Raw genomic sequence first — 24399 nt, forward strand, 5'->3', positions numbered from 1 at the left:
CGGGCGCCGGACGCACCGGAACACGGGGACAACAACGACGAGCGAGTATCCACTACGGGGCCGTTCGCCCCGGCGCCGGGGCGAACGCGTCGGGGTGAGAAGGCACCGCATGAGACGTGCGGCACAGCCGGGCGGAAGGAGCATGCCGGAGCGCCTGTGCGACAGGGCTGCCCGGCCGGGCTCGCGGATCCCCCGGGAGGCCCTCCACCACGGATTAGGCTGGCGTGATGCAGGACGAGTACCGCACAGTCGCCCGCGCGGGCGTGCACGAGACCGAGGTCAACCGCTCCCGCTTCCTGTGCGCCCTCGCCCCGGCTGCCACCGAGCAGGAAGCGCGGGACTTCATCGCCCGCGTCCGCAAGGAACACGCCGACGCCACCCACAACTGCTACGCGTACGTCATCGGCGCCGACGCCGCGATCCAGAAGGCGAGCGATGACGGCGAGCCGGGCGGGACCGCGGGCGTACCCATGCTCCAGATGCTGCTGCGCCGCGACATGCGGTACGTCGTCGCCGTCGTCACCCGCTACTACGGCGGAGTGAAGCTGGGAGCGGGCGGGCTCATCAGGGCGTACGGCGGTGCCGTCGGAGAGGCCCTGGACGCGCTCGGCACCCTCACCCGCCGCCGGTTCCGGCTGGCCACGGTGACCGTGGACCACCAGCGCGCGGGCAAGGTGCACAACGACCTGAGGGCGACCGGCCGCGAGGTACGCGATGTCCGCTACGGCGAGGCCGTCACCATCGAGGTCGGACTGCCCGACGCCGACGTCCCGGCCTTCCGGGCATGGCTCGCGGACGTCACCGCGGGCACGGCCGGATTCGAACCGGGCGGTGAGGCGTACGGGGACGCGGACCCCGGACGGTGAGGCGGGGAGGCGAGGCCGCGCGAGGTGAAGGCCAGGACGGCCAGGACTCCAGGGTGAGGTCCTCCTCTTCCGGCCGTCTGCCGGAACCAACCGGTTTGGCCGGAGGGGGAGGGGCGGCCGAAACGGGAGTATCCGCCCGTGATGTCAGACCCGGCCGATAGTCTCGAGGATCATGAGGCTGCTGCACACTTCCGACTGGCATCTGGGCCGGGCGTTCCACCGCGTGAACATGCTCGACGCCCAGGCCGCCTTCATCGACCATCTCGTCACGACCGTGCGCGAGCGCGGCGTGGACGCCGTGGTCGTGTCGGGAGACGTGTACGACCGGGCGGTTCCCCCGCTGAACGCGGTCGAGCTGTTCGACGACGCCCTGCACCGCCTCGCCGGCCTGGGCGTGCCCACGGTGATGATCTCCGGGAACCACGACTCGGCGCGCCGCCTGGGCGTCGGGGCGGGGCTCATCGGCCGCGCGGGCATCCATCTGCGCACCGATCCCGCCGCCTGCGGCACTCCCGTCGTGCTGCCGGACGCCCACGGGGACGTCGCCTTCTACGGCCTGCCGTATCTCGAACCGGCCCTGGTCAAGGATGAGTTCGGCGTCCACCAGGCGGGCCACGAGGCCGTGCTCGCGGCCGCCATGGACCGGGTCCGCGCCGACCTCGCCACACGCCCGCCTGGCACCCGGTCCGTCGTCCTCGCCCACGCCTTCGTCACCGGGGGCGAACCCAGCGACAGCGAGCGGGACATCACGGCCGGCGGGGTCGCCGCGGTGCCCGCGGGCGTCTTCTCCGGGGTGGACTACGCGGCCCTCGGGCATCTGCACGGCAGCCAGACCATCACCGAGCGCGTGCGCTACTCCGGCTCCCCGCTGCCGTACTCCTTCTCCGAGGCCGATCACCGCAAGAGCATGTGGCTGGTCGACCTCGGGGCCGACGGCTCCGTGGCGGCGGACCGCGTCGACTGCCCGGTGCCGCGCGCCCTCGCCCGGATCCGGGGGAGACTCGAGGACCTGCTCGCGGATCCGGAGCTGGAGCGCCACGAGCAGGCGTGGGTGGAGGCCACGCTCACCGACCCGGTGCGTCCCGCGGAACCGATGGCCCGGCTGTCCGGCCGTTACCCCCACACGCTCAGCCTCGTCTTCGACCCCGAGCGCGCCCCCGAGGACCCGGCCGCGTCGTATGCGCGGCGGCTGGCGGGCCGCTCCGACCGGCAGATCGCGGAGGACTTCGTGGCCCATGTGCGCGGAGCGGGACCCGACGAGCGTGAACGGCTCGTGCTCCAAGACGCCTTCGACGCGGTGCGCGCCGACGAGGCCGTGCGGGAGGTCGCCCGGTGACCTCGCAGGTTGCGGACACCAAGGGGGCCCTGTGAGGCTGCACCGGCTGGACATCACCGCCTTCGGCCCCTTCGGCACCACACAGAGCGTCGACTTCGACGCGCTGTCCGCCGCCGGGCTGTTCCTGCTGCACGGGCCCACGGGCGCGGGCAAGACCTCGGTCCTGGACGCCGTGTGCTACGCGTTGTACGGGGCCGTTCCCGGTGCCCGGCAGAGCGGCCAGGGCCTCACACTGCGCAGCGACCACGCGGCGCCGGGGACCCGCACCGAGATCCGGCTCGACCTCACCGTCGCCGGACGCCGGCTGGAGATCACCCGGCAGCCGCCGTGGGAGCGCCCGAAGAAGCGCGGAACCGGTACGACGACCGACAAGGCACAGACCTGGCTGCGTGAGTACGACGCCACCGCCGGCGTCTGGAAGGACCTCAGCCGCTCCCATCAGGAGAGCGGCGAGGAGATCACCCAGCTGCTCGGCATGAGCCGCGAGCAGTTCTGCCAGGTGGTGCTGTTGCCCCAGGGCGACTTCGCCCGCTTCCTGCGTGCCGACGCCGAGGCCCGCGGCAAGCTGCTGGGCCGCCTCTTCGACACCCGCCGCTTCGCCGAGGTCGAAAGGCGCCTCGCCGAACGGCGCCGCGCCACCGAGGCCGAAGTGCGCGACGGTGACGCCGCGTTGCTCGCCGATGCGCACCGGATGCAGCAGGCCGCGGGCGACCTGCTGCCGCCCCTGCCGGACCTGGCGCCGGGTGACCCGGGCCTCGCCGACGCCGTCCTCGGCTGGGCCGCCGTCGCCCGCAGCACGGCCCGCGAGCGGCTCACGATCGCGCACTGCGCACGGACGGCCGCCGAGTCGGCGCGGGCCGCCGCCGAGCGCGCTCTCGACGACATACGCGAACGGGCCCGGCTCCAGCGCCGTTTCGCCGAGGCCCGGGAGCGCGCGGCACAGCTGGAAGAGCGGGCGGACGCCCACCGGGAGGACCAGGCGCGCATGGAGCGCTCCCGGAAGGCCGAGGCCGTGGCGCCCGCCCTCGACCTGCGGGAGTCCGCCGAGACCGAGCACCGGCGGGCCGCCGCCGAAGAGGCACGCACCCGTGCCCTGCTCCCGGAGACCTTCGCGGACGCCGGCGCGGCCGGGCTCGCCGCCGCCGCGCGCCGGGCCGCCGAGGAACTCGGCGGCCTGGAGTCGGCCCGCCGCGCCGAGCGGCGGCTGGACGGCATCACCGCGGAACGGGCGGACCTGGACCGCGAGGAGCGCGCCGACGAGGCGGTCCTGCGGGATGCCGAGGACTGGCTCGCCGAGTGGGAGGAGACCCGCGCGGGCCTTCAGGCCCGTATCGACGCCGCCCAGGAGGACGCCACCCGGGCCGAGCAACTGGCGGTGCAGCGCGAGCCCGCGGCCAAACGGCTCGAGGCGGCCCGCGAGCGGGACCGGCTGGCCCGGGACGCCGACGCCGCCCAGGGCCGGGCCCTCGCCTCACGGGAACGCGCGCTCGAGGCCCATGAGCACTGGCTCGACCTCAAGGAACAGCGTCTCACGGGCATCGCCGCCGAACTCGCCGCCGCACTCGTCGACGGCGAACCCTGCGCCGTCTGCGGAGCCACCGATCACCCCGCACCCGCGCGGAAGGTCGCCGGACACGTCGACAGGGAAGCGGAGGAGCGCGCCCTCGCCGCCCATCGGCACGCCGAGGAGGAGCACGCCGAGGACGAGCGGCGGCTCGGCGTCGTACGCGAGGCGCTGGCCGCCGCCACCGCGGAGGCCGGTGACGTGCCGACCGGCCTGCTCGCCGCGCAGGCGGAGGAGTTGGAGCGGCGCTATGCCGCCGCCCGGGACGGCGCCTCCCGGCTGCACGCCGCGCAGGAGGAGCTGAGACGGGCCGGACACGAGCGGGAGCAACGCGCCGCGGCAGGGCAGGAGGCAGCCCTGCGCGGGGCGGCCCGGACCTCCCGCAGGGACACACTGGAGAGGGAACGGGCCGCGCTGGAAGAGGAGTTGGCCCGGGCCCGGGGCGACGCCGTCAGTGTGGCCGCGCGCTCGGCGCAGCTGGAGCGCCGGGCCGCCCTGCTCACCGAGGCCGCCGACGCCGTCCGCGCAGCCGAGGACGCCGCGCAGCGGCTGAAGGAAGCCGACGCGCGCCTCGCCGACGCGGCCTACCGCGCCCGGTTCGACACCCCGCAGGCCGCGGCCGCCGCGCTTCTGGACGACGTGGCCCACCGCGAGCTTCAGCGACGGCTGGACGCCTGGCAGCAGGAACAGGCCGCCGTACGCGCGATGCTCGCCGAGGCCGACACGGCGGCCGCCGCACAGCAGCCGCCCGCCGACCCGGCGGCCGCCGAACGGACCGCCGAGGCCACGGCCCGGCGGCTCCAGGAGGCGGTCTCCTCACTGGACGCGGCGGACCGCCGCCGTGCCGAACTCGACCGGCTGTCCGCGCGCGCCACCGCGTCCGTACGGCGTCTCGCGCCGCTGCGAGAGGAGTACGACCGCGTGGCCCGACTGGCGTCCCTGACGGCCGGCACCTCCGCCGACAACGAACGCAGGATGCGCCTGGAGTCGTATGTGCTGGCCGCCCGCCTCGAACAGGTGGCGGCCGCCGCGAGCGTGCGGCTTCAGCGCATGTCCTCCGGCCGCTACACCCTCGTCCACTCCGACGACCGCTCCGGACGCGGCCGCAGCGGCCTCGGCCTGCACGTCGTGGACGCGTGGACGGGGCGCGAGCGGGACACCGCGACGCTCTCCGGAGGGGAGACGTTCTTCGCCTCGCTCGCGCTCGCCCTGGGCCTCGCGGACGTCGTCACCGACGAGGCCGGCGGGGTCCGTCTCGACACCCTCTTCATCGACGAGGGATTCGGCAGCCTCGACGACGAGACTCTCGACGAGGTCCTGGACGTACTGGACTCCCTGCGGGAGCGGGACCGCAGCGTGGGCATCGTCAGCCATGTCGCGGACCTGCGGCGGCGCATCCACGCCCAGCTGGAGATAGTCAAGGGCAGAACGGGATCGGCGGTACGGCAGCGGGGAGCCGGCTGAGGCGGCCCGGGCGGGGGCTCGCGTGGCGGGGGAGGGTTTTCCGTGGCGGTCAGTGGCCGAGGGGGCGGTGGGGGAGGGGCGACGAGTAGACGACGCTCGTGGTCACCGAGCCCAGTGCGCCGATCCTGCCCGACACCTCCTCCAGGTGGCGCATCGAGCGCGCCGCGACCTTGATGACGAAACAGTCGTCGCCGGTGACGTGGTGCGCCTCCAGGATCTCCGGTGTCACGGCCACGAGGTCGTGGAACGGCCGGTAGTTGCCGTTCGGGTAGCGCAACCGGACGAAGGCGAGGATCGGCAGGCCGAGGCGCTCGGGGTCGACGACCGCCGCATAGCCCTTGATGACGCCCGCCTCCTCGAGCCGGCGCACCCGTTCGGTGACCGCGCTCGCGGACATGGAGACGGCACGGGCCAGCTCGGCGTAGCTGGCGCGGCCCTCGCGCTGGAGGACGTCGAGGATGCGCCAGTCGGTGGCGTCCGGGGAATACGCGGCCATCACCGAGAAATAGCAGGACGATCCCCGGCCGATCAAGAGGTGTGCCGTGGATCGCACCTTCAGACATCCGGTCAACGGCCATACCTTCGAGGGTGTCCGGATCAGCGAGAAAGAGGCCCGACCATGACCACCGGCCAGACCGCCGTCAACCCCGTCCTGCACGTCGCCCCGGCCGAACCGGCCACCGCCGCCGCCCACTTCCGGGCGAACCTCGCCTTCCACGCCGACGTGTCCGATGTCGCCGCCGCGCTCGCGGCGGGCGGCGACCCCGGTTTCGTCGTCGTCGACTCGCGCTCGGCGCAGGCGTGGGGCCAGGGGCATGTCCCCGGCGCCGTCCATCTGCCCACCGCGCTCGTCCCCGAGCAGGCCGAGCACCTCCTGGACAGATCCGTGCCGGTGGTCACGTACTGCTGGGGACCCGGCTGCAACGGCGCGACCCGGGCGGCCCTCGCCCTCGCCGAACGGGGGTTCCGGGTCAAGGAGATGCTCGGCGGCTTCGAGTACTGGGTGCGCGAGGGCTTCCCCTACGAGACCTGGCAGGGCCCCGAGCGCCGCGCCGCCGATCCGCTGACGGCACCCGAGGGCGCCGCGGACTGCGGCTGCTGACCGGGTGCGGTTCCTCCCGCCGCGGTTCCCGGGCCGTTCTGCGGTGCATGATGGCGCCCATGACGCGACTCCCGCACCCCGCTTCCGAAGACCTGCGCCGTGACCCCCTGCCGCTGCGCGGCCGGACCGCCCTCGTCACCGGGGCGAGCCGGCGGGCGGGCATCGGATACGCGGTGGCCCGGCGACTGGCCGCGTACGGCGCGGGCGTCTATCTGCACCACCATGTGCCGCACGACGCGGAGATGCCCTGGGGCGCCGACCGCCCGGAGGACGTCGTCGCCGGAGTGCGTGCGGCACTCGGGGATCCCGGTGCGCCCGTGGCGGACGGACCCGGGGACCTCTCGGACCCGGCGGCGCCCGCCGCACTGGTCGCGACGGCCGCGGCGGCGCTCGGCGGCCGGATCGACATCCTCGTCGCCAACCACGCGCTCGGGGGCAGCGACGGCACGCTCGACACCGTGGACGCCGCCATGCTCGACGCCCACTGGGCGGTGGACACGCGGTCGGTACTGCTGCTGGTGCAGGCGTACACCCGGCTGCGGGCGGCGTTGCCGCCGGGCGGTCCCGACGGGCGGGTCGTGATGATGACCTCCGGGCAGGACCTCGCGGGCGGGATGCCGGGCGAGATCGCGTACGCGCTCCAGAAGGGCGCCCTCGCCTCCGTCACGCGCTCGCTGGCCACGACGCTCGCGGAGCACGCCGTCACCGTCAACACGGTCAACCCCGGTCCCGTGGACACCGGCTACCTGAGCGGCGCCGGGTACGACGAGGTCGCCGCCGGGTTCCCGGCCGGACGCTGGGGCGTGCCCGACGACCCCGCCCGCCTCATCGCCTGGCTCGCCACGGACGAGGCGGGCTGGATCACCGGCCAGGTCATCGACTCCGAGGGAGGCTTCCGGCGTTGACGGCCGGGCCCACGCCGACGGGGCGGGCCCGGCCGCGCGGGCGCGATCAGAGCCGGGACAGCTCGTCCACCAGATCGTCCAGGCCCAGGGAGCCCTGCGAGAGCGCCGCCATGTGCCAGGCCTTCGCGTCGAACGCCGCACCGTGGCGGCGCCGGGCGTTCTCGCGGCCCAGCAGCCAGGCGCGCTCGCCGAGCTTGTAGCCGATCGCCTGCCCGGGCATCGACAGATACCGGACCAGCTCGCTCTCCACGTAGTCCGCGGGACGGCTGCTGTGCGCGCCGAAGAACTCCTGCGCCAGCTCCGGCGTCCAGCGCTCGCCCGGATGGAACGGCGAGTCGGCCGGGATCTCCAGCTCCAGGTGCATGCCGATGTCGATGATCACACGCACCGCCCGCATCATCTGCGCGTCCAGGTAGCCGAGCCGCTGCTCCGGATCGGTGAGGAAGCCCAGCTCGTCCATGAGACGTTCGGCGTACAGCGCCCAGCCTTCGACATTGGCGCTGACACCGCCCACCGTCGCCTGGTAGCGCGAGAGGTCCTCCGCCACGTGCGCCCACTGGGCGAGCTGGAGGTGGTGGCCGGGGACGCCCTCGTGGTACCAGGTCGAGACCAGGTCGTACACCGGGAACCGGGTCTGCCCCATCGTCGGCAGCCAGGTCCGGCCCGGGCGGGAGAAGTCGGCGGACGGCGAGGTGTAGTACGGTGCCGCGGCACTCCCGGGCGGCGCGATGCGCGACTCCACCTTCCGTACCCGCTCGGCGAGTTCGAAGTGGGTGCCGTCGAGCGCCTCGATCGCCTCGTCCATCAGGCCCTGGAGCCAGGCGCGGGTCTCCTCCACCCCCTCGATGTGGGCACCGTGCTCGTCGAGGTGTGCGAGCGCGGTCCACGGGGTCTCGGCGCCCGGCAGAACCTTCTCGGCCTCATTCTTCATCTCGGCGAGGATGCGGTGGTACTCGGACCAGCCGTACGCGTACGCCTCGTCGAGGTCCAGGTCCGTGCCGTTGAAGTAACGTGCCCAGCGGCCGTAGCGCTCGCGGCCGACCGTGTTCGGTGCGCCCTCGATCGTCGGCGCGTACACATCACGCACCCAGTCCCGCAGTTCGACGACGGCCGCGGTCGCCGTACGGGCGGCCCCGTCCAGCTCCGTACGCAGCGACTCGGGCCCCTGGGAGGCGAAGTCCTCGAACCAGCCGCGGCCCTCGCCGTCCAGGTCCGACCACTCGGTGAGCTGCTCGATGAAGGTCGCGGTCGGGCGCGGGCCCGCGTACAGCTTGCGCTCCAGGCCCAGGGTGAGGGACTCGCGGTAGCCGCGCAGGGCGGCCGGCACGGCCCGCAGCCGCTCGGCCACCGCGGTCCAGTCCTCGTCGGTCGCGGTGGGGGTGATCGTGAAGACGTCACGCACGGAGTGCACCAGGGTGTGCATGTTGCCCACCGCCCTGAGGCGCTCGTCCGCCTCGTGCACGGCGAGTTCGGCGGTCAGCCGCTCACGCAGCAGGCGTGCACACCGTCGCTCGATGTCACTGTCCGCGCCCGGCCGGCGCTCCGCCTCGTCCAGCCGTGCGAGGGTCGCCCGCGCCAGCTCGGCGAGTGCCTCCTGGCCCGCGGGCGAGGTGTCGGGCAGCTTGCCCGCGCTCTCCTTCACTCCGAGGTACGTGCCGGTGACCGGGTCGAGGGCGACGAGGTCGTCGACATAGGCGTCGGCGACCTCGCGGGGCAGGGGTCTCCTGGTGGTGTCTGACATGCGGACCATCCTCATACGGTGACGTGGTCCGCGTCACGGTGATTCCGCGCTCGGCTTAGGCCTGCTCAGCGGGTTTGGACGCGGCATGTCCGGGTGGCAGCAGCGGGCCGCAGTCCCACTGCTGGAAGATCAACCGGGTCTCCACCCGCGCCACTTCGCGCCGGGCCGTGAACTCGTCGAGCACCAGCCGTTGCAGGTCCGCCATGTCCGCCACCGCGACGTGCACGAGATAGTCGTCGGGGCCGGTGAGATGGAAGACCGTACGGGACTCCGGCAACGCCCGGATCCGCTCCACGAAGGGCCCCACCAGTTCCCGGCGGTGCGGCCTGACCTGCACCGACAGCAGCGCCTCGAGGCCGCGTCCCAGCTTTGCCGGGTCCAGGCGCAGCTGGTGGCCGAGAATCACCCCCGAGCGGCGGAGCCGGGTCACCCGGTCCAGGCACGTCGAGGGCGCCACCCCGACCAGGGCCGCCAGGTCGCGGTACGTCGTCCGGGCGTCGTTCTGCAACAGGCGCAGAAGGTGGAGATCCACCGGGTCCAGTACGACAGATTCGGCCATGCGCCGAACGTAACACGGGTTCCGCCGCCGGGGCCCCGCCCGCTGTTCAGGCTGCGGCCCATGAATCTCCCCACTCAGGACACGCAGGACGGATTCCCCGTCGACGGCCTGCCCGCCCGCCGGGGGCTGGCTACGGAGGCCGTGCACGCCGGACGTGAGGATCTGGTCGCCCTGGGGCTGCACGCCCCGCCCCTCGACCTCTCCACCACCTACCCCTCCCACGACAGCCGTGGCGAGGCCGCCCGGCTCGACGCCTTCGCGGCCGACGGCGCGGAACTGGCCGGCCCGCCCGTCTACGCACGGCTCGGCAACCCGACCGTCGCCCGCTTCGAGACGGCGCTCGCCCGGCTGGAGGGCACCGAGAGCGCGGTCGCGTTCGCCAGCGGGATGGCCGCGCTGAGTGCCGTCCTGCTGGCGCGGAATGCGCTCGGGCTGCGGCACGTCGTCGCCGTACGACCGCTGTACGGATGCAGCGACCATCTGCTCAACGCCGGACTGCTGGGCTCGGAGGTGACCTGGACCGACCCGGCGGGCATCGCGGACGCGCTGCGCCCCGACACCGGTCTCGTCATGGTCGAGTCCCCGGCCAACCCGACGCTCGCGGAGGTCGACCTGCGCGCGGTCGCCCACGCCTGCGGTTCGGTTCCGCTGCTCGTGGACAACACCTTCGCGACGCCCGTGCTCCAGCGCCCCGCCGGGCACGGCGCCCGGTTGGTGCTGCACAGCGCCACCAAGTACCTGGGCGGGCACGGCGATGTGATGGGCGGGGTGGTGGCGTGCGACGAGGAGCTGGCACGCCGGCTGCGCCAGGTGCGCTTCGCCACGGGTGCGGTGCTGCATCCGCTCGCCGGCTATCTGCTGCTGCGCGGTCTGTCGACGCTGCCGATACGGGTCCGGGCCGGGTCCGCAACCGCCGCCGAACTCGCCGCCAGACTCGCCGCCGACCCGCGTGTCGCCCGTGTGCACTACCCGCGTACAGGCGGCGCGATGATCGCCTTCGAGGTGCACGGCGATCCGCACGCGGTGATCGCCGGGGTCCGGCTGATCACCCCCGCGGTGAGTCTGGGCAGCGTGGACACGCTCATCCAGCACCCGGCGTCCATCAGCCACCGCATCGTCGACGAGACCGACCGCCACGGTGCCGGGGTGAGCGACCGGCTGCTGCGGATGTCGGTGGGCCTGGAGGACGTCGAGGACCTGTGGACCGACCTCGACGGGGCGCTCGGGAGCGAGCGGACCGAGGGCGCACGGCGGAAGGAAACGGTCGGGGGGCGGTAGCGGCACGGGCTGCGCCTGGGCCCCGAGTACCGCACGTCCGTGGGACCGGGAGGTCCGCCCCCGTACGCCGAACGGCCCGGCGCAGTGCGCCGGGCCGTTCCGTAGATCCCGTACGACGTGCGCGTCCGCCGTGTGCGAGGCGCGCGTGCTCAGTCCCGGTCGCCCTGGACCCCCTGCTGCTCATAGGCGCGGTCGTAGGGCGGCCGTGAGGCCACCGCAGTGGCGTCCAGGCGGGCGGTGATGACGAGCGTGCCCTCCTCGATCTGGTAGTCGAGAGGCAGCCCGAGGCCGCGCATCGCGGCGACCATGCCGGTGTTGGACGCCTGCGTGACCGCGTAGACGCTCTCGCAGCCCGCCTCGACCGCCATCGCCACCAGGCGGCCGAGGAGTTCGCTGCCGATGCCGCGCCGCTGCCACTCGTCCTCGACGAGCAGCGCGACCTCCGTCTCGTCGCCGTCCCACAGCAGATGGCCGAGGGCGACGATGCGCCCCGACGCCGTCCCCACCGCGAGGGTCCGGCCGAAGCGCGGGCTGAGCAGATGGTTGAGGTAGCGGTCCGCGTCGCCGACCGGTCCGTGGTAGCGCATGCTCAGGGTGCGCCGCGAGCACCGGGCTTGCATCTCCTTCGCCGCCTCGACGTCCGAGGCGTCGGCCCGCCGCACGGTGATCGCATTCCCCTTCGGCAGGGTCAGTACGTCCTGGCCGCGCGGGATGCGCGGGCCGAGCCGCGCGTCCAGCTCGACCAGCGCGCGTGCGCGCGCGAACTCCGTCGGCGTGAACGGCAGGTACGGGCGCTCCACCGTGATCACTCCGCCCTCCGGCGCCCGCAGCCGCATCACCGTGTCCTCCAGGGCCCCCTCGACGGGAGTGTCCTGATGCCGGTGGCCGGAGCGGGGGGAGACGGCGGGCAGGGAGCGGATGGTGCACCGGCCGAGCAACTGCCTCAGTGCGAGCGGCAGTTCCGCCGCGTCCAGCGCGGTGCGCGTGGCCAGGCCCAGCATCCGGGTCGGGGCGTCCACCAGGTCGTGCGCGTCGGCCCGTTCGACCCAGGTCTCGGTTCCGCCGGCCAGCCTGACGGCTCGCGTGATCGCGTTCGCGTCCAGCCCGTCCGGGGCCCGCACCAGGAACTCGTCGACCGTGCCCTGGGCCAGCGGATGCGTCTGCAGGCTCAGGATGTCGATCCGCAGCCCGGCCAGCGCCGTGCACAGCGCGGCCAGCGTGCCCGGCTCGTCCTGCACCGTGGTCCGCAACCGCCACAGCGCGGTCCCCCCGGCGGCCGCGTCGCGCTCGGACGGCCCGGCTCGCCGCCCCTCGGCGGGTGGCCGGGCGCCGGTATCACTCGCGGGCGGTGCGTGACCATGGCGGCGTGTCCACCAGGTGTGGAAGCCGGCCGTCATGACGAGCGCCGCGGCCGACAGTCCCAGCAGGGCGGGACCGTCGGGGCCGTGCCCGACCAGATTGGCGGTCACGTCCGCCACCGCGACCGCCGTGAACAGGGCGGCGAGCTCTATCAGGTCCCGTCGCCAGTGGTGAACCGGACGGCCGTGCTTGGCACGCCTCACATCAGACATGTCTGGAGTCATGCAACCACTGTGGAGGAAGGGTGTTGCGTGATCACAAACGCTTTGTGTCTGATGAGTAAAGTATGCTTCTGTCCTTTTTATTGTTCTTTTGACGAAGCGCTTCCGTGCGGGTAGGCGGCGCGCCGCGCACCGGGGGACGACTCCGGTGCGCGGCGTGAAAAAACCTACTGCCCGACCCGCCCCGGCTGCAGCACCTGGGTGAACAGAGCGGTCCCGTCCCGCTCCCGCAGCCGGACCGTCAGCTCCCCGCTGTCGCCGTCGATGTCGACCTCGCCGAAGAACTGGTAGCCCCCCGCGGGGGAGACGTTCGAGGCGGTCGGCGCCTTCACGAACACCCGGTCCGGGCCGAAGGTGCCGTCCAGCGCGCTCGCCGGGAAGGCACCCGCGTTGAGCGGGCCCGAGACGAACTCCCAGAACGGCTCGAAGTCGGTGAACGCGGCGCGCGAGGGGTGGTAGTGCTGCGCCGAGGTGTGGTGCACGTCGGCCGTCAGCCACAGCGTGCCCGTGATCCTGCGGTGCTTGATGAACCGGAGCAGTTCCGCGATCTGCAGTTCCCGGCCCAGCGGCGCGCCCGGGTCGCCCTGCGCGACAGCCTCGAAGTTCGGCCGGTTCTCCATGGGATCCGGCACGACCAGGCCGAGCGGCATGTCCGCGGCGATCACCTTCCAGACCGCTCGGGACCGCTGCAACTCCCGCTTGAGCCAGTCCAGTTGCTCGGCGCCGAGGATGCCCTGCGGATCCGTGGTCTGGTCGTCGGGCGAGTTGGCGTTGCGGTAGGTGCGCATGTCCAGGACGAAGACGTCCAGCAGCGGGCCGTGCCGCATCACCCGGTACACCCGGCCGTCGCGGTCACCCGGCCGCAGCATGGAGAGGGGGAAGTACTCGCTGAACGCCCGCCTGGCCCGCGCGGCCAGCACATCGATGCTCTTCTCGGTGTAGCGGGTGTCGGAGGAGGCGATCACCTCGCCCGGGTACCAGTTGTTGCGGACCTCGTGGTCGTCCCACTGGATGATCGACGGCACCTGGGCGTTGAACCGCCTGAGGTTCTCGTCCAACAGGTTGTAGCGGAAGTTGCCGCGGTACTCGGCCAGGGTCTCGGCCACCTTGGACTTCTCCTCGGTGGTGATGTTGCGCCAGGTGCCGCCGCCGGGCAGGGCCTGGGTCGCCGGGATCGGCCCGTCGGCGTAGACGTTGTCACCGCTGCACAGGAAGAAGTCCGGGTCCAGCTTCGCCATCGCGTCGTAGATCCGGTAGCCACCGAGATCCGGGTTGATGCCCCAGCCCTGGCCCGCCAGATCACCCGACCACAGGAAGCGCACTCCGCGGTGCCGGCCGAGCGGCGTCGTGCGGAAGGTGCCCGTCACGGGCTCGCCGGAGCGCCGCGGGTCGTCCGGGTCGGCCAGCAGCACCCGGTAGTGGATCTGCTCGCCCGCCGGCAGCCCGTGCAGCCGAGTGGTACCCGTGAAGTCCGTACCGGCGTCCAGCAGCGGGCCGTGCCATCTGCGGGGGTTGCGGAACGACTCCGTCGCGGCGGTCTCGACGATCATCCGGGCGGGGCGGTCGGACCGTACCCAGACGAGACCGGAGTGGACGCTCACGTCTCCGGCCTGGACGCCCCATGCCGCCTTCGGACGTCCCGACAGGGCGAACGCCGGTGCCGCGCCGAGCGCGGGGGGCAGGGTCAGAGCGGCCGACGCGGCGAGGGAGCCGCGCAGCACACTGCGGCGGCCCGGCAAGGGACGGTGTGACATGAAGGTGCCTCCTGGGACGGTTCCGGCCGATGGGCACTGTCACAACTACTGGGACGCCGCAGCGCATACGCAAACCGCAAGTGAACAACTGCCCGCGGCGCTACGGGAACCGTGGACAGCGCAGCGGCGGCGGTCCGCGGGTGCTCAGCGGCTGCCGTCCAGGATCACCCGGGCGACCAGTGCCGGATCGTCGTTCATCGGGACGTGGCCGCAGCCGGGCAGCCGTACCAGACGGGCGCCGGGGATGATCTGCTTGGCGCGGACCCCCTGGCGGCGCACCAGGATTCTGTCCCTGGTGCCCCACGCCACGGTGACCGGCAGCCCGGGCACGTCCTGTGCGAACCGTACGGTCGTGCCCTGACGGAGGGTCGCGGTGAATCCCTCGGCCCCGGCCAGCGCGAGCGTCTCGGCGACGACGGCCTCGGGGGATCGGTGGCCGGGCCGCGCGTAGATGGTGCTCGTCAGCACCGTGCGCCCGGCCGCCGTGCGCGACAGCCGTTCCACCAGCGGCAGCGGCATCGCGCGCGCCGCCTGACGCATCGCGAGGAGCACAGTGAATGCGTAGCGCCGCTCGGCCGGGGTCCAGAAACCGGCCGGCGCAAGGGCGGTGACGGACCGTACGAGCTTCTCGCGGCCCAGTTCGAGAGCCAGCAGACCGCCCAGCGAGTTGCCCGCCACATGCGGACGGTCGACGTCCAGCGCCTCGCACAGCGCACCCAGAGCGGGCACCACGCTCGTCAGGTCGTAGCCGAGTCCGTCCGGCAGGGCGGGGGAGGCGCCGAAGCCGGGGAGGTCGACCGCGATCACGTCGCGCTCGGTCGCCAGGATGTCCACGACCGGGTCCCAGGCCTGCCGGTGATGGCCGATGCCGTGCAGCAGGAGGAGCGGCTCGCCGCTGCCCACGCGCGCGTACGAGACGGTCACGGTCCGCGGGCCGTGCGGAGAGGGAACGCCGAAGGAGACCGTGGCGGCCATGCTGCTGCTCCTCGTCTGGGACAGGGTGACGACTGTGCGTTAGACACTTTGTCAGCAACTGCTACCGGCGGGTAGCCCCCGGTCGGAAAGCGTTCGCCCGTGTGTCATCGGTGCCGCGCCCCGCGAACGCCGTGTGAACGCCCTGCGGACCGCGCCCGTGCGCTCCGTGAGGGACCGAGGATTGGTCTTGACCAAGGGTGGGGGCCGCCCTATGGTCGCAGAGAAGTGCAACAACCTTTAATAAACAAGGGCGCTTAAAACGCCGCCGCACCACGGCGATCGCGGAGGACAGGGTGGGGACCACGCAGGCGGAACCGGTGCCGGAGCCCAAGTACTGGCATCTCAAGACCGTGCTCACCGAAGCACTCGACTCGGAGTTCTCGGTGGGCGAGATCCTGCCCAACGAACGCGACCTCGCGGCTCGCTTCGGAGTCGCCCGCGCCACCCTCCGCCAGGCGCTGGAACAGCTCGAACTGGAGGGCCGTCTACAGCGCCGGCGCGGAGTCGGGACGACCGTCGCCCCGCCGCGCGTGGGGGTCGCCGTAGGTTCCGAGCGGCATCTGTGGCCGGGCGCCGCCGGGGACGCCTGGCAGCCCGTCGACTGCACGGTCGCGGTCCCGCCCGCCGCCGTGGCCGATCTCCTCGGGGCCGCCCGGGACGAGCGGGTGCACACGGTGCGCCGCTCCCGGGTGACGCACGGCCAGCCCGTCGCCGCCGAACTGCTCTACATCCCGGCCTCCTCGGTGCCCGATCTCTCCGCGATCGACGCGCCCTCCGGTACGGCACGCGCGCGTGCCGTCCTGCGGGAACTCCAGCGAGCCGACCTGGAGGACCAGGACCAGGCCGTCGAGCTGGGCTCGGCCAGTGCCGAGGACGCCAGGGAGCTCGACCGGCTGCCCGGCGCGCCCGTCCTCGTCGTCACCACCCGCTATCACGCCGGGGGCCGGGCGGCGGCCGTCTCCGTCGCCACGTACCGCGCCGACACCTGCCGCCTCACCTTCGGCGCCTCGGGCCGGGTGGAGATCCACCACGATCCGGAGCGCCGCGCCTCCTGACCGCCCGCGGGACACCGGGGCGACCGTGCCCCGGGTCACGCGCCCGTGTGCGCCCCCGCCCGCGTGCACGCCCGGTCACGGCCCCGCACCCTTGCGGATCAGCGCCGCGCAGTGACCGTGCCCTCCACCGCGAACAGCTGCTCCTCCACATGGTCCAGCGCCAGCCGCAGCGCCCCCGTCGCCACCGCGGCCTCGCCGAGCCGTGACAGGGTCACCTTCGGCGGGCGCAGGCAGTAGCGGGCCAGTTCGCGCCGCAGCGGATCCAGTACGCCGTCCAGGCCCGCCGCCCAGCCGCCGATGACGACCAGTTCGGGATCCAGGGCGAGGACGAGGGCGGCCACGTCGTGCACCAGCCGCTGGATGAAGCGGTCCACGGCCGCACCGGCCCGCTGGTCGCCCTCGCGGGCGAGCGCGAAGACGTCGGCGACCTGCTGCTCGTCCAGCGGTTGCAGCGGTTCGTCCGTGGTCGACAGCAGCTTCTCGGGAGCCGCCTCGCGGCCCAGCAGATGCAGGGCGCCGATCTCCCCGGCCGCCCCGCCGTAGCCGCGGTGCAGCCGCCCGCCGATCAGGGAGCCGGCGCCGGGACTCAGCCCCGCCAGCACGAAGACGACGTCGTCGGACTCGGTGGCGGCGCCCTTCCAGTGCTCGGCCACGGCCGCCGCGTTGGCGTCGTTCTCGACGAGGACCGGGCACTTGAAGGAGCGGCCGAGCCGTTCGCCGAGGTTCAGTCCGGTCCACTCCGGCAGGGCGGTGCCCAGGCGCACGGTGCCGTCCGCCTCCACGATCCCGGGGCTGCCCACGCCCACCGCGCGCAGCGAACCGCGTGCCACGCCCACACGGCGCAGCAGCTCGGCGACCGTGCCCCGCAGCCGCTCCAGACGCTCGTCCGCCGATGCCGCCTCGGAGATCTCCTTGGACAGTGAGCCCAGCTCCCGGCCGTCGAGGTCGGCGAGGAGGGCGGTGACCCGGTGGGCGCCCACGTCCAGGCCGAGCAGATGGCCCGCCTCCGCCCGGAACCGGAACCTCCGCGCCGGCCGCCCCTGCCGGCGGGCCGCACCCTCCTCGGCGGCCTGCTCCACCACGAGTCCGGCCTCGATCAGTCCCTCGACCACGCCCTCGACGGTCGGCCGGGACAGCCCGGTCAGCCGGGTGACCTCGGTGAGGGTCGCGCAGTCCGTGCCACGCAGCGCGTGCAGCACCACCGCGGAGTTGATCCTTCGGAGCAGAGAGGGATCCCCGCCGGTCAGCCGCCCCAACGTCCGTCCTCCCAGCTCGTGCGCGTGTTGGCCGGATCGTACTCGGCGCCGCGCCCACCCGCGAGGGCCGGCCGGCATCCGAGCGGATCGGCCCGTCGTGACGAACGCCGACTCCTACGCCGCGCTCACCCCGCCTGACGCCGTGCCAGTTGTCAGTGGTGCCCGCTTTACTGGATCGCATGGACATCGCGAGGTACCTCTCCGTCATAGAGCTGCTGTGCGCCCGGGAGTTCCCCGCGGCGCACGGCAGGACGGAGCACGGTGAGAGCGGGCCCGGGTATCACGTGGCCGCCTTACAGACGAGCGATGAGTTCTGGGAGGACGACGGGACCGGGCGGGAGGAGGCGCGGACGCAGTACGAGGTCGACCGGGACGGGCTCGGCGAGCGGCTGACCGAACGGTGGGGGCCGTCTGTGGACTTCAGTCTCTACAGCGTTCTCGACCGGACCATGGGCGGCGAGGACGTCGAGGAGCCCTGGGCCGGTCTCAGCGGGCATGTGCCGGACGTCCGGCTGTGGAAGTCGGCCGAGACGGGCCGGTGGGTCGCCCTCGGGGTGTCCCAGTGGGACACGGAGCTGCCGTTCCGGCTCCTCGCGGTCGTCACGGAGACGGATCCCCCGTGACCGTCCCCGTCCACCGGCCCGCGGCCTTCCGCAGCCGCGCGAACTCCTCCGCCATCGTCGCCGCCGTCCAATGGGCGTTCAGACCGCTCGGGTTGGGCAGCACCCACACCCGGGTCGAGCCGATCGTCCGCTCCTGCGGGCCCACGGCGGCCCCGCGGTCGCCGAAGGCCGTCCGGTACGCGGTCACCCCGACCACCGCCAGCCACGCCGGCCGCAGCCGCTCCACCTTGGCGCCGAGGATCCGCCCGCCCTCCCGGTACTCCTGGGCGCTCAGTTCGTCGGCCCGCGCGGTCGCCCGCGCCACCACATTGGTGATGCCGAGCCCGTATGCGAGCAACTCCCGCTGCTCCGACGGTTTCATCAGCCTCGGCGTGAAGCCGGACAGATGCAGCACCGGCCAGAAGCGGTTGCCGGGGCGGGCGAAGTGGTGGCCCGTCGCCGCCGTCATGAGACCCGGGTTGATGCCGCAGAAAAGGACCTTGAGGCCGTCCGCGACCACGTCCGGAACCAGACGGTCGCGGGCGGCCTGAAGCTCCGCCGGGGTGAACCGGGTCAGAGGATCGCCCCCGGCGTGTAGCCGGCGGCCTCGGGGTGCTGCTTCACGATCTCCTCGATGCGGCCGACCACGGCGGCGACCTGGTCGGCCGCGGCGCCGGTGAAGGACAGCTTGTCCGCCATCAGCGCATCGAGCTGCGCGCGGTCCAGCGGGATGCGCTCGTCGGCGGCCAGCCGGTCCAGCAGTTCATTGCGCTCGGCGCCCTGCTCGCGCATCGCGAGCGCGCAGGCCACGGCGTTCTCCTTGATGGCCTCGTGGGCCACCTCCCGGCCGACCCCCGCGCGCACCGACGCCATCAGTACCTTGGTCGTGGCGAGGAACGGCAGATAGCGGTCCAGCTCGCGCGCCATGACGGCGGGGAAGGCGCCGAACTCGTCGAGCACCGTCAGGAACGTCTCCAGCAGGCCGTCCAGCGCGAAGAACGCGTCCGGCAGCGCGACCCGGCGCACCACCGAGCAGGACACGTCGCCCTCGTTCCACTGGTCGCCCGCCAGCTCACCGGTCATCGAGGCGTAGCCGCGCAGGATGACCATCAGGCCGTTGACGCGCTCGCAGGAGCGGGTGTTCATCTTGTGCGGCATCGCGGACGAGCCGACCTGGCCGGGCTTGAAACCCTCGGTCACCAGCTCGTGCCCGGCCATCAGCCGGATCGTCTTGGCCAGCGACGACGGCGCCGCGGCCAGCTGCACCAGCGCGGTGACGACCTCGTAGTCGAGAGAGCGCGGGTAGACCTGGCCGACCGAGGTGAGGGCCTGCGAGAAGCCCAGGTGACCGGCGATCCGCTGCTCCAGATCCGCGAGCTTGGCCGCATCCCCGCCGAGCAGGTCGAGCATGTCCTGTGCCGTGCCGACGGGGCCCTTGATACCGCGCAGCGGGTAGCGGCCGAGCAGCTCCTCGGTCCGGTTGTAGGCGACGAGCAGTTCGTCGGCGGCGGTCGCGAAGCGCTTGCCGAGGGTGGTTGCCTGCGCGGCCACGTTGTGGGAGCGGCCGGCCATCACCAGCTCGCCGTACTCGGCCGCGAGCTTGCCGAGACGCGCCAGAACGGCCACCGCGCGGCCGCGCATCAGCTCGAGGGAGAGCCGGATCTGAAGCTGCTCGACGTTCTCCGTCAGATCGCGGGAGGTCATCCCCTTGTGCACGTGCTCATGCCCGGCGAGGGCGTTGAACTCCTCGATCCGCGCCTTCACATCGTGCCGGGTGACCTTCTCGCGCTCGGCGATCGAGGCGAGGTCGACCTGGTCGAGCACGCGCTCGTAGTCGGCGATCGCCGCGTCCGGCACCTCGACTCCCAGGTCCTTCTGGGCCCGCAGCACGGCGAGCCAGAGCTGACGCTCCAGCCTCACCTTCTGCTCGGGGGACCAGAGCACGGCGAGCTCGGCGGAGGCGTAGCGTCCGGCGAGGACGTTCGGGATACGGGGCTTTGCGGGCGCAGCAGTCACGTGTACGGATTCTACTGGCGATTCGTGCAGGCCAGCGCCACCGGGCGAATCGGCGGAACCTACGAGACCGGCGTCACGCGAGCCCGGACCCGGGCTTGTGACGGCTGCGTGACCGCCCTGCGCCGTACCCGCCGCTACGACCGGCGGCCCGGGTGCTCCGTCCGTTCCGCGACCTCGGCCAGGATGTCCCCGTGACACAGCTCGGGCGCGCACCAGCAGGCGAGCGTCCTGCCGCGCAGCTCGGGCACCAGGGCCAGCAGGTCCGGGCGCGCCATCAGATACTCCCGGTATTTGGCCATCACCTCGGACCGGGTCCCGTCGTGCTTCTTCTTCGGGGTGTCGATCTGGAACGGGTTGTACAGCGGGTGCTGGGGCAGGTCCCAGCCGCCCCTGGTCAGCCGGCGGCCGATGTAGACGACATCACGGGGGGCGTCCTCCAGCCGGGGACCGAAGTCCTGAAGGTGGCCCTTGAGATTGATCACCCTGGTGCTCACGCGACTCCCTCCGGAACATTCGGCACGTGCGGCGGCCCTAGACGGCCGACTCCTCGTACGGCAACAGTTCCGGACGCTTGGCCGGGCGGCCGTCGCCCGACGAGCGGCCCGTCAGCCGCCGCCCTATCCATGGCAGCAGATGCTGCCGGGTGAAGCGGACGTCCGCGGTCCGACGGGCGAGCCAGCCGGGCCGGCCGTTCGGCGCCGGCGGCGTACGCCACTCCGTATCCTCCGCCTCGTACCCCAGCGTCTGCCACACGGCTTCCGCCACCCGGCGGTGTCCCTCGGCCGTCAGGTGCAGCCGGTCCACGTCCCACAGCCGCGGATCGGCGAGCGAGGGTGCGCCGTAGAGGTCGACCACGAGTGCGCCGTGCCGCTCGGCGAGTTCGTCGACGCAGGCGAACAGCTCCTCCATGCGGGGCCGGAACCGTTCGAGGACCGGCCCCTGACGACCGGGGCTGCGCATCAGGACGAGCTGGTTGCACGCGGGGGCCAGCCGCTCCACGGCCTGGGTGAGCAGATCCCGTACGCGGCCCATGTCGCACTTGGGCCGCAGCGTGTCGTTCAGGCCGCCGACCAGCGTGATCACGTCCGGCCGCATCGCGGCGGCGAGATCGACCTGCTCCTCGACGATCTGCTGGATGAGCTTGCCGCGCACGGCCAGATTGGCATACCGGAAACCGGGTGTCCGGGCGGCCATCCGGCCCGCGAGGACATCGGCCCAGCCGCGGTACGAGCCGTCGGGAAGCAGGTCCGACATGCCCTCGGTGAAGGAGTCGCCGACCGCGACCAGGCTGGTGTGGGTGGGGTTCGTCTGCATGGCGCGGACGATGTTATCCCGCGGCCATACCTGCCGGTCGGTCGGCCCGTTCCGGCCGGTGCCCGGGGGGAGCGGGCGGGGGGTGTCAGGTCCGGTGGCCGAACAGTTCCCGCAGGACGTCCTCCATCGTGACCAGGCCCGCCAGGCGGCCGTCCGTGCCCACGACCGCCGCCAGGTGCGTACGGCTGCCGCGCATCGCGGTGAGCACGTCGTCCAGCGGTGTGTTTCCCCGTACCCGCGCGACCGGCCGCATGTCCGCCAGCCGGAACGGCGCGTTCCGCGGTGACGCGTCCAGCGCGTCCTTCACATGCAGATAGCCGGCGATCCGCCGCCCCTCGTCCACCACCGGGAATCGCGAGAACCCGGACTCGGCCGACAGCCGCTCCAGCTCCTCCGGAGTGACACCGACCCGCGCGTACACCACGCGTTCCAACGGCACCACCACGTCGCGCACGGGCCGGCGGCCCAGTTCCAGGGCGTCGTGCAGCCGCTCCTGGGCGCGGTCGTCGATGAGCCCGGCCTCGCCGGAGTCCGTGACGAGCCGCGCCAGTTCGTCGTCCGAGAAGGTGGCGGTGACCTCGCTCTTCGTCTCCACGTGCAGCAGCGTGAGCAGCGCGTTCGCGAACGTGTTCACCGCGAGGATCGCCGGGCGTAGCGCCCGGGACAGACCGACCAGCGGCGGGCCGAGCAGCAGGGCCAGCCGCACCGGCTCGGCGAGCGCCACGTTCTTCGGCACCATCTCGCCGAACAGCATGTGCAGATACGTCGCCAAGGCCAGCGCGATCACGAACGACACCACCCGGCCCGCGCCCGGCGGGATGCCGACCGCGTGGAACACCGGCTCCAGCAGATGCTCGATCGCGGGCTCGGCGACGACACCGAGGACCAGGGTGCACAGGGTGATGCCGAACTGTGCGGCCGCGAGCAGCGCCGACACGTGCTCCAGGCCCCACAGCACACTGCGGGCCCGCCGGTCGCCCGCCTCGGCGTGCGGCTCGATCTGGCTGCGGCGGACGGAGATCAGCGCGAACTCGGCGCCCACGAAGAAGGCGTTCGCGACGAGCGACAGAAGGCCGATCAGCAGCTGGACGAAGGTCATCGCTCCGCCTCCCGCTCGGCGGGCGGCGCGTGCAGGAGCACCCGGGCGGCCCGGTGCCCCGTCGCGTCCACCACGTCGAGGCGCCATCCGGCCACCTCCACGCAGTCGCCCTTCACCGGTATGCGCCCGAGTTCCGTGGCGACGAGTCCGGCGAGTGTCTCGTACGGGCCTTCGGGCACCCGCAGCCCGACGCGTGCGAGCCGGTCGATGCGGGCCGAGCCGTCGGCCGAGTACAGCGCGCGGCCGTCGGCGTCCCGGCCGGCCGGGGCCAGGTCGGGTGCCTCGTGCGGGTCGTGCTCGTCCCGCACCTCGCCGACGACCTCCTCGACGATGTCCTCCACGGTGGCGATCCCGGCGGTGCCGCCGTACTCGTCGATGACGATGGCCATGGTGTTCTTTCCGGAGAGCCGGTCCAGCAGCCGGTCGACGGTGAGGGTCTCGGGGACGAAGAGCGGCTCGTGCATGGCCTGCGTGACGGGACGGTAGGGCCGTGCCTCGGCCGGTACGGCCACGACGTCCCTGATGTGCGCGATGCCGACGACCTCGTCCAGGTTGCCGCGGTAGACGGGGAACCGGGACAGGCCCGTCGCCCGCGTCGCGTTCGCCACGTCCTCGCAGGTCGCCTGGGTGTCCAGGGCGATCACCTGGACGCGCGGGGTCATCACGTTCTCCGCGGTCAGGTCGGCGAGGTTGAGCGTGCGCACGAACAACTCGGCGGTGTCCGCCTCCAGGGCGCCCTCCTTGGCGGAGTGCCGGGCGAGCGCCACCAGTTCCTGGGGGCCGCGCGCGGAGGCCAGCTCCTCGGCCGGTTCGAGGCCGAGGCGGCGGACCACGTGGTTGGCCGTGTTGTTCAGATGCGTGATGAACGGGCCGAACGTGGCGCTGAACCAGCGCAGCGGCGTGCCCACGCGCTTGGCCACCGCGAGCGGCGAGGAGATCGCCCAGTTCTTGGGCACCAGTTCGCCGACCACCATCAGGAACACGGTCGACAGGGCCGTGCCGATGACCAGGCCCACGGACGTGGACGTGGAGCGCGACAGGCCCAGCGACCCGAGCGGGCCCGCGATCAGCTTGGCGATCGACGGTTCGGCGAGCATGCCGACCACCAGGTTGGTGACCGTGATGCCGAGCTGGGCGCCCGAGAGCTGGAACGTCAGACTCCGTACGGCCTTCAAGGCGCCGGACGCACCGCGCTCACCGCGCCGGACGGCGTGCTCCAGCTCGCTGCGCTCGACGGTGGTGAGGGAGAACTCCGCCGCGACGAATCCCCCGCAGGCGAGCGAGAGCAGGATCGCCACCAGCAGGAGGAGCACTTCGGTCATCGGGTCACCTCCGTCCCAGGATCGGCCAGGGACGCGGCTACCGCGCGAGGTCGGGTACGGGCGGGCTCGCCCATCGGCGGACGCTCACACCTCTCCATGGTGGGACGGGTTGACCCCTTGAGGGGACCGTGTGTCCTCTCAAGGGTAAAGTATCGGCAAAACACTCAGCTCGTGAGAGGTTTCACCCAGCGGCGCCAGTGCTCCTCGGGCGCGTACCCGGCGGCCCGCCACGCATGCTGGGCCGTCTCGTTGCGCAGCAGCACCATCGCGTCCCCGCGGCGCCCCCCGAGCCGTACGAACCGCTCCTCCGCGGCGGCCAGCAGGGCCGAGCCGACACCGTGCCGTCGCCGGTCCGGGTGGACCGCGAGCCGGTACAGATGGCAGCGCCAGCCGTCGAAGCCGGCGATCACCGTCCCGGCGAGTTCGCCGGACTCCTCGGCCAGCAGCAGCGCGTCCGGGTCGCGGGCGAGGAGCCGCTCCACACCGTCCCGGTCGTCGCTGATGCTCGTGCCTTCGGCGGCCACCTTCCAGAAGGCCAGCACGGCGTCGAGGTCCCCGGGTCCGGCGGCCCGTATCCGTAGATCACTCATGCCGGTATCACACCATGCCGG

General features: G+C 72.9%; 22 protein-coding genes. 8 read left to right on the forward strand and 14 right to left on the reverse strand.

Features of this window, described 5'->3' with window-relative positions:
- Positions 1–227 precede the first annotated feature (227 nt).
- The 3 genes from ABZ876_RS24595 (at position 228) to ABZ876_RS24605 (ending at position 5230) form a co-directional block, all read left to right on the forward strand.
- Positions 228–866: a YigZ family protein gene (locus tag ABZ876_RS24595; RefSeq protein WP_361785047.1), complete on the forward strand. Its 639-nt coding sequence runs from the start codon at positions 228–230 to the stop codon at positions 864–866.
- 172 nt (positions 867–1038) lie between these two features.
- Positions 1039–2202 carry an exonuclease SbcCD subunit D gene (locus ABZ876_RS24600; protein ID WP_361785050.1) on the forward strand — a complete coding sequence of 388 codons (1164 nt, stop codon included), beginning with the start codon at positions 1039–1041 and terminating at the stop codon, positions 2200–2202.
- A gap of 31 nt (positions 2203–2233) precedes the next feature.
- A complete protein-coding gene (locus ABZ876_RS24605) occupies positions 2234–5230 on the forward strand; it encodes an SMC family ATPase (RefSeq protein WP_361785053.1) in 2997 nt (998 codons plus the stop codon).
- A 49-nt stretch (positions 5231–5279) separates the two neighbouring features.
- Here ABZ876_RS24605 and ABZ876_RS24610 read toward each other — a convergent pair whose 3' ends face one another.
- Positions 5280–5726 (reverse strand): Lrp/AsnC family transcriptional regulator, encoded by a 447-nt coding sequence (locus ABZ876_RS24610; protein ID WP_361785056.1) that lies wholly within the window; start codon positions 5724–5726, stop codon positions 5280–5282.
- A 123-nt stretch (positions 5727–5849) separates the two neighbouring features.
- On the opposite strand from ABZ876_RS24610, the gene ABZ876_RS24615 reads away from it, so the two are divergent.
- Both ABZ876_RS24615 and ABZ876_RS24620 read left to right on the forward strand, forming a co-directional pair.
- Positions 5850–6332: a rhodanese-like domain-containing protein gene (locus tag ABZ876_RS24615; protein ID WP_361785059.1), complete on the forward strand. Its 483-nt coding sequence runs from the start codon at positions 5850–5852 to the stop codon at positions 6330–6332.
- A gap of 59 nt (positions 6333–6391) precedes the next feature.
- Positions 6392–7237 carry an SDR family oxidoreductase gene (locus tag ABZ876_RS24620; RefSeq protein WP_361785062.1) on the forward strand — a complete coding sequence of 282 codons (846 nt, stop codon included), beginning with the start codon at positions 6392–6394 and terminating at the stop codon, positions 7235–7237.
- 46 nt (positions 7238–7283) lie between these two features.
- On the opposite strand, the gene ABZ876_RS24625 is transcribed toward ABZ876_RS24620, so the two are convergent.
- Positions 7284–8978, reverse strand: a complete 1695-nt coding sequence (locus tag ABZ876_RS24625) for a DUF885 domain-containing protein (RefSeq protein ID WP_361785065.1) — start codon at positions 8976–8978, stop codon at positions 7284–7286.
- Positions 8979–9033: 55 nt separating this feature from the next.
- Complete coding sequence (locus ABZ876_RS24630; RefSeq protein WP_361785068.1) at positions 9034–9537, reverse strand: Lrp/AsnC family transcriptional regulator; 504 nt, start codon at positions 9535–9537, stop codon at positions 9034–9036.
- Positions 9538–9597: 60 nt separating this feature from the next.
- Between ABZ876_RS24630 and ABZ876_RS24635 the strand changes: the two genes are divergently transcribed.
- A complete protein-coding gene (locus ABZ876_RS24635; protein ID WP_361785071.1) occupies positions 9598–10815 on the forward strand; it encodes a PLP-dependent transferase in 1218 nt (405 codons plus the stop codon).
- A gap of 149 nt (positions 10816–10964) precedes the next feature.
- Here ABZ876_RS24635 and ABZ876_RS24640 read toward each other — a convergent pair whose 3' ends face one another.
- The 3 genes from ABZ876_RS24640 to ABZ876_RS24650 all read right to left on the reverse strand — a co-directional run bounded on the left by ABZ876_RS24640 (position 10965) and on the right by ABZ876_RS24650 (position 15124).
- Positions 10965–12386: a GNAT family N-acetyltransferase gene (locus tag ABZ876_RS24640; protein ID WP_361785074.1), complete on the reverse strand. Its 1422-nt coding sequence runs from the start codon at positions 12384–12386 to the stop codon at positions 10965–10967.
- A gap of 176 nt (positions 12387–12562) precedes the next feature.
- Positions 12563–14149 (reverse strand): alkaline phosphatase D family protein, encoded by a 1587-nt coding sequence (locus tag ABZ876_RS24645; protein WP_361785077.1) that lies wholly within the window; start codon positions 14147–14149, stop codon positions 12563–12565.
- Positions 14150–14293: 144 nt separating this feature from the next.
- A complete protein-coding gene (locus tag ABZ876_RS24650; protein ID WP_361785079.1) occupies positions 14294–15124 on the reverse strand; it encodes an alpha/beta fold hydrolase in 831 nt (276 codons plus the stop codon).
- Positions 15125–15417: 293 nt separating this feature from the next.
- Between ABZ876_RS24650 and ABZ876_RS24655 the strand changes: the two genes are divergently transcribed.
- Positions 15418–16179, forward strand: a complete 762-nt coding sequence (locus tag ABZ876_RS24655; protein ID WP_361785082.1) for a GntR family transcriptional regulator — start codon at positions 15418–15420, stop codon at positions 16177–16179.
- A 98-nt stretch (positions 16180–16277) separates the two neighbouring features.
- Here ABZ876_RS24655 and ABZ876_RS24660 read toward each other — a convergent pair whose 3' ends face one another.
- Entirely contained in the window at positions 16278–17435 is a 1158-nt protein-coding gene (locus ABZ876_RS24660) for an ROK family transcriptional regulator (RefSeq protein WP_361785085.1), read from the reverse strand.
- 179 nt (positions 17436–17614) lie between these two features.
- Here ABZ876_RS24660 and ABZ876_RS24665 point away from each other — a divergent pair, with 179 nt between their 5' ends.
- A complete protein-coding gene (locus ABZ876_RS24665; RefSeq protein ID WP_361785088.1) occupies positions 17615–18058 on the forward strand; it encodes a hypothetical protein in 444 nt (147 codons plus the stop codon).
- Here the strand turns inward: ABZ876_RS24665 and mug are convergent.
- From mug to ABZ876_RS24700, 7 genes are all read right to left on the reverse strand, one after another.
- Positions 18036–18614 (reverse strand): G/U mismatch-specific DNA glycosylase, encoded by a 579-nt coding sequence (mug, locus tag ABZ876_RS24670; RefSeq protein WP_361785422.1) that lies wholly within the window; start codon positions 18612–18614, stop codon positions 18036–18038. The genes ABZ876_RS24665 and mug overlap by 23 nt on opposite strands.
- Positions 18611–20053, reverse strand: coding sequence for an adenylosuccinate lyase (gene purB, locus ABZ876_RS24675; RefSeq protein ID WP_361785091.1), 1443 nt, complete (start codon positions 20051–20053; stop codon positions 18611–18613). The genes mug and purB overlap by 4 nt, the downstream gene beginning before the upstream one ends.
- Before the next feature lie 134 nt (positions 20054–20187).
- Complete coding sequence (locus ABZ876_RS24680) at positions 20188–20547, reverse strand: DUF4326 domain-containing protein (RefSeq protein ID WP_361785094.1); 360 nt, start codon at positions 20545–20547, stop codon at positions 20188–20190.
- A 37-nt stretch (positions 20548–20584) separates the two neighbouring features.
- Positions 20585–21367 carry an SGNH/GDSL hydrolase family protein gene (locus ABZ876_RS24685; RefSeq protein ID WP_361785097.1) on the reverse strand — a complete coding sequence of 261 codons (783 nt, stop codon included), beginning with the start codon at positions 21365–21367 and terminating at the stop codon, positions 20585–20587.
- An 85-nt stretch (positions 21368–21452) separates the two neighbouring features.
- The gene (locus ABZ876_RS24690; protein WP_361785100.1) at positions 21453–22466 is read right to left on the reverse strand and encodes a hemolysin family protein; all 1014 of its coding nucleotides are present in this window, start codon (positions 22464–22466) and stop codon (positions 21453–21455) included.
- On the reverse strand, positions 22463–23788 hold the full coding sequence (locus ABZ876_RS24695; RefSeq protein WP_361785103.1) for a hemolysin family protein: 1326 nt from the start codon (positions 23786–23788) through the stop codon (positions 22463–22465). Before ABZ876_RS24695 ends, ABZ876_RS24690 begins: the two co-directional genes overlap by 4 nt.
- Before the next feature lie 164 nt (positions 23789–23952).
- Entirely contained in the window at positions 23953–24378 is a 426-nt protein-coding gene (locus ABZ876_RS24700; protein ID WP_361785106.1) for a GNAT family N-acetyltransferase, read from the reverse strand.
- Between the last annotated feature and the right edge of the window lie 21 nt (positions 24379–24399).

This window comes from Streptomyces sp. NPDC046931, from assembly GCF_040644655.1.
GTDB lineage: Bacteria > Actinomycetota > Actinomycetes > Streptomycetales > Streptomycetaceae > Streptomyces.

Coding starts and splice junctions, on each gene's coding strand:
- ABZ876_RS24665 (WP_361785088.1), top strand. CDS start 17,615: ATGGACATCGCGAGGTACCTCTCCGTCATAGAGCTGCTGTGCGCCCGG.
- ABZ876_RS24620 (WP_361785062.1), top strand. CDS start 6,392: ATGACGCGACTCCCGCACCCCGCTTCCGAAGACCTGCGCCGTGACCCC.
- ABZ876_RS24615 (WP_361785059.1), top strand. CDS start 5,850: ATGACCACCGGCCAGACCGCCGTCAACCCCGTCCTGCACGTCGCCCCG.
- ABZ876_RS24595 (WP_361785047.1), top strand. CDS start 228: ATGCAGGACGAGTACCGCACAGTCGCCCGCGCGGGCGTGCACGAGACC.
- ABZ876_RS24700 (WP_361785106.1), bottom strand. CDS start 24,378: ATGAGTGATCTACGGATACGGGCCGCCGGACCCGGGGACCTCGACGCC.
- ABZ876_RS24600 (WP_361785050.1), top strand. CDS start 1,039: ATGAGGCTGCTGCACACTTCCGACTGGCATCTGGGCCGGGCGTTCCAC.
- ABZ876_RS24650 (WP_361785079.1), bottom strand. CDS start 15,124: ATGGCCGCCACGGTCTCCTTCGGCGTTCCCTCTCCGCACGGCCCGCGG.
- ABZ876_RS24645 (WP_361785077.1), bottom strand. CDS start 14,149: ATGTCACACCGTCCCTTGCCGGGCCGCCGCAGTGTGCTGCGCGGCTCC.
- ABZ876_RS24625 (WP_361785065.1), bottom strand. CDS start 8,978: ATGTCAGACACCACCAGGAGACCCCTGCCCCGCGAGGTCGCCGACGCC.
- ABZ876_RS24695 (WP_361785103.1), bottom strand. CDS start 23,788: ATGACCGAAGTGCTCCTCCTGCTGGTGGCGATCCTGCTCTCGCTCGCC.
- ABZ876_RS24685 (WP_361785097.1), bottom strand. CDS start 21,367: ATGCAGACGAACCCCACCCACACCAGCCTGGTCGCGGTCGGCGACTCC.
- ABZ876_RS24610 (WP_361785056.1), bottom strand. CDS start 5,726: ATGGCCGCGTATTCCCCGGACGCCACCGACTGGCGCATCCTCGACGTC.
- ABZ876_RS24690 (WP_361785100.1), bottom strand. CDS start 22,466: ATGACCTTCGTCCAGCTGCTGATCGGCCTTCTGTCGCTCGTCGCGAAC.
- ABZ876_RS24635 (WP_361785071.1), top strand. CDS start 9,598: ATGAATCTCCCCACTCAGGACACGCAGGACGGATTCCCCGTCGACGGC.
- ABZ876_RS24640 (WP_361785074.1), bottom strand. CDS start 12,386: ATGTCTGATGTGAGGCGTGCCAAGCACGGCCGTCCGGTTCACCACTGG.
- ABZ876_RS24630 (WP_361785068.1), bottom strand. CDS start 9,537: ATGGCCGAATCTGTCGTACTGGACCCGGTGGATCTCCACCTTCTGCGC.